The sequence below is a fragment of the Burkholderia sp. Ap-955 genome (assembly GCF_011753045.1).
In the GTDB taxonomy this organism is placed as follows: Bacteria; Pseudomonadota; Gammaproteobacteria; order Burkholderiales; family Burkholderiaceae; genus Burkholderia; species Burkholderia lata_D.
Genome location: NZ_VWWH01000186.1, coordinates 1 through 3,357, shown reverse-complemented (window position 1 = coordinate 3,357; position 3,357 = coordinate 1). Strand labels below are relative to the sequence as shown.

Below are 3,357 nucleotides of genomic sequence, written 5' to 3'. Positions count from 1 at the left end.
GTGGCCGACTTCGCGCAGCCGTTGCGCGAGGCAGAACGAGTATGCCGCCGCTTTTGCGACACCGGCCGCCGTGTGCGGGCGAACGAGGCACGCGGCGTCCCCCAGCAGCACCGCACGCCCCACCGCCATCCGTTCGACCGCGAGATCCTGGATCGCCTGCACGAACGGCGCGGGTGTCGCGTCGACGAGCGCCGCGAGCGTCGGCGCGAGCATCCGGCCACCGGCGTCGACGAGTTCCGCGCGGTCGTCGTCGCGCATCGCGCCGGGCGGCAGCGACCCGTCGCGCTGCGTACCGTCGCGCGCAACGAACAGCGACCGCAGCCGGTCGGACGCGAGACGCCGGTACCAGACCCAGTTCACGCGCCGCTTGCCCGCCTCGATCGCGCCGTCCGCACCGGGCACCAGATAGGTGAGGAACAGGTGTGCGTCGCCTTGCTGAAACGTGAAGCGCTCGCGCAGCAGATACAGCACCTGTTCGGGCAGCACCCGCTCGTCGACGAGCCCGCGCCATGCGACATAGCCCGCATACGCCGGCCGCACGTCCGGCATCAACTGTGCGCGCACCGCCGAGCGGCCGCCGTCCGCACCGATCAACAGGTCGGCGGTCTCGGCGTGGCCGCTCGCGAAATGCGCGACGATGCGCTCGCCGTCCTGCTCGAATCGCTCGAACGCGTCGCCCGCATGGACGATGCCGGCCGGCAGCGCGCGCTTCAACGCCGTGTAGATCACGTTCCACGCGGTTTGCGTTTGCGGCATCGTGAAGCGTTGCACGATGCGGTCGTGCGCATCGACGTAGATCCGGTCGATCGAATCGACGGCGGCCTCGCGCGGCAGCGGTACGGCGCCGAATGCGAACGCCCGCTCGATCGGCGGCTGCAGCACGATGCCGCCGCCGCGGCTGTCCAGGTCGTGCGGCGATTGCTCGAATACGCCGACGTCCCAGCCGGCTGCGCGCAGTGCGGTCGCGGCGAACAGCCCGCCAACCGACCCGCCGACGATGACGGCCTTGCGGCCCGATCCGTGTTCCATCCGATGTCTCCCGATGATTGCCGAGCATAGGGCAAGCAACGGACGCAGCGGTTGAATCGTTCTGAAGCGGCCTGAGCGAAAGCGCGATGCTTGCCGCGTGCGCCGCCGCTCAACCTCGGCGGCGTTTGACGGGGGCGGCGGACGAGCCCGATGTCACGCGTTGCAGTGCGGCCGGCGTGCCGTTCAGGAACGCGTCGACCTGCCGTTCGATTTCGGCGTCGAGATCGTCGGGCACCGGCAATCCGTATACCCACTTGCGCACGCCGAGATAGAAGATGCTCGCGTGCAGGCTCCAGACAAGTTCGATTTCCGCGTTGCGCTGCGCTTCCGACGCCGGCGCCGTGAGGTCGTATGCGTGGCGCAGTTCGCGCAGCACCGGCAGGAACACGCGCTCGCGCAGCCGTGACAGGTAGCGCGTATTGAAACCCTCGCGGCTCAGGCCCGCGAAGATGAACGTGCGGATCCATTCGCGCCGCAGGATCGTCTGCGCATACGACCGGTAGAACGCGACGAGCCGCTGCTGCAGCGGCACCGAGCGATCGGCGATCAGTTTTTCCCAGTCGGGATTCCACGTGTAGACCTCGTCGTACACGCGGTCGATCAGCGCCTCCTTGCTCGGAAAATACCGGTAGAGCAGCGGTTGCGTCACACCGATTTGCCGCGCGAGCTCGCGCGTGCTGCCGGAAAATCCGTGGGTCGCGAAGTGCTCGACCGCCTTTTCGACGATCTGCCGTTCGCGCGCTTCCGGCGTGAGGCGGCGGCCCGGCGTGCCGGCCGGCTCGTCGGCCCGGGCCCCGCGCGGGCGGGGCGCTGCGTTGCGCTTCGTGGCGGTCATGCATCGGCTCCTGAATGCGCCCATTCTGCACTGATCGATCGAACAATGGCATCGCGCGCCGCCGCCGCTGCTTCAGAAAAATTCAGATCGCCGCCATGACTTTCAGGTGCGTGTCCCCGTAGTCTTGCTACCGAACCGCCGCATGGGCCGGGCGCCGTCCGTGCGGCCCGGCGCGGCGGCGCAACCGGAACGGACCATGCCCTATCTGAACCCGCTGGGAGCCGGCATCGCAGTCGGCCTGCCGGACACCCGCGTGCGCGTGCAATCTCCCGCGTCGCCGCTGATCGCGCTGGCCGGGTTGCCCGGCATCGTGCTCGGCGAGCATGCGATTCCGTTCGTGCAGGCGCAGTTGTGGCCGCCGGCCCCGCAGGTCCAGGAAGCAGACTCCACCGGCAAACCCACGGAAACCACGACATGCAACCTGGACAAGTAACGGCCGCCGGTGCGGCCGCGCCCGATCGCCTACCCGGCGAGGACGTCTTTCTCGCGTCGATCGCCGGCTACGTCGACACGCTCGGCTTCGTCGCGCTGTTCGGCCTCTTTACCGCACATGTGACCGGCAACTTCATCCTGATCGGCTCGGGCCTGGCCGGAGTCGGGCAGGGGCTGCTGATCAAATGGCTCGCGTTTCCGGCGTTCATCGCCGGGATCGTGGCCGCGCGCCTGCTCGACCACCGGATGCGCGTGCGCGGGCACGGCGCGCGTGCCTGTTCGCTGTATGCGTTGCAGGCGATCCTGCTCGCCGGCTTCATGTTCGCGGGGATTGCGGCGTCGCCGATCGGCAGCGCCGATGCGCCCGCGACGATCGTCTGCGGGCTGCTCGGCGCGGCGGCGATGGGCGTGCAGAACGCGCATGGCCGGCTGACCGCGCGCTCGGTGGTCGCCAACACGGTGATGACCGGCAACGTCACGCAGGCCGTCATCGATGCATTCGACTGGCTCGTGCCGATCGCCGCGCCCGCCGAGCGGGAAGCCGCGCGTGCGCGGCTGCAGCGCACGCTGCCGCCGGTGGCCGGTTTCGCGCTCGGCGCGGGCGCCGGCGCGACTGCGTACCTGTATGCCGCGTTCTGGGCGCTCGCGTTGCCGCTCGCGGTGCTGGGCTTTCTCACGTATCGATCCGCACGCGCGGCCGAGCTGCCGGCCTCGCGCTGAACCCGTTTTCGCGCGCAGCGTGCCGCTGCGCGCCACCTTCAAGGAGAACCCGATGATTTCACTGAACCTGCGCCACGTGCTGCGCATGACGACTGCGTCGACGGCGATGCTCGCCGCATTGCTGGCGGCCGCCCCGTCGCATGCCGACGAAACGCATCTGGACGACACGGCGCGCCAGCCGGCCGCCGCGCGCTTCCCGGCGGTCGCGGTCGGCCCGCAGTACGACACGACGCACGTGTGCGTGGCGCCGGAAGACTTCGACCGCTTCACCGACAGCTTCGTCGCGACGTTCGGCGGCAAGAAGTCGAAGCAGGGCGTGTTCCAGGTCACGCCGACGCCGA

Annotated in this window: 4 protein-coding genes and 1 pseudogene; 3 read left to right on the top strand and 2 right to left on the bottom strand. The window is 69.6% G+C overall.

All coding sequences use genetic code 11. The annotated features are described in order from the left end of the window. Positions 1-1,029, bottom strand: a 1,029-nt coding sequence (locus tag F3J15_RS37080; RefSeq protein ID WP_166897734.1) for an FAD binding domain-containing protein, incomplete at its 3' end; no start/stop codon positions are given. 109 nt (positions 1,030-1,138) lie between these two features. Then, positions 1,139-1,864 carry a TetR/AcrR family transcriptional regulator gene (locus tag F3J15_RS37075; RefSeq protein ID WP_166897732.1) on the bottom strand — a complete coding sequence of 242 codons (726 nt, stop codon included), beginning with the start codon at positions 1,862-1,864 and terminating at the stop codon, positions 1,139-1,141. Positions 1,865-2,060: 196 nt separating this feature from the next. Here F3J15_RS37075 and F3J15_RS37070 point away from each other — a divergent pair, with 196 nt between their 5' ends. The 3 genes and pseudogenes from F3J15_RS37070 to F3J15_RS37060 all read left to right on the top strand — a co-directional run. Beyond that, entirely contained in the window at positions 2,061-2,297 is a 237-nt protein-coding gene (locus F3J15_RS37070) for a DUF1427 family protein (protein ID WP_069250351.1), read from the top strand. After that, a complete protein-coding gene (locus tag F3J15_RS37065; protein WP_069250227.1) occupies positions 2,279-3,016 on the top strand; it encodes a YoaK family protein in 738 nt (245 codons plus the stop codon). The genes F3J15_RS37070 and F3J15_RS37065 overlap by 19 nt, the downstream gene beginning before the upstream one ends. A 52-nt stretch (positions 3,017-3,068) precedes the next feature. After that, positions 3,069-3,357: pseudogene (locus F3J15_RS37060) on the top strand (glyoxalase); the annotation flags it as partial.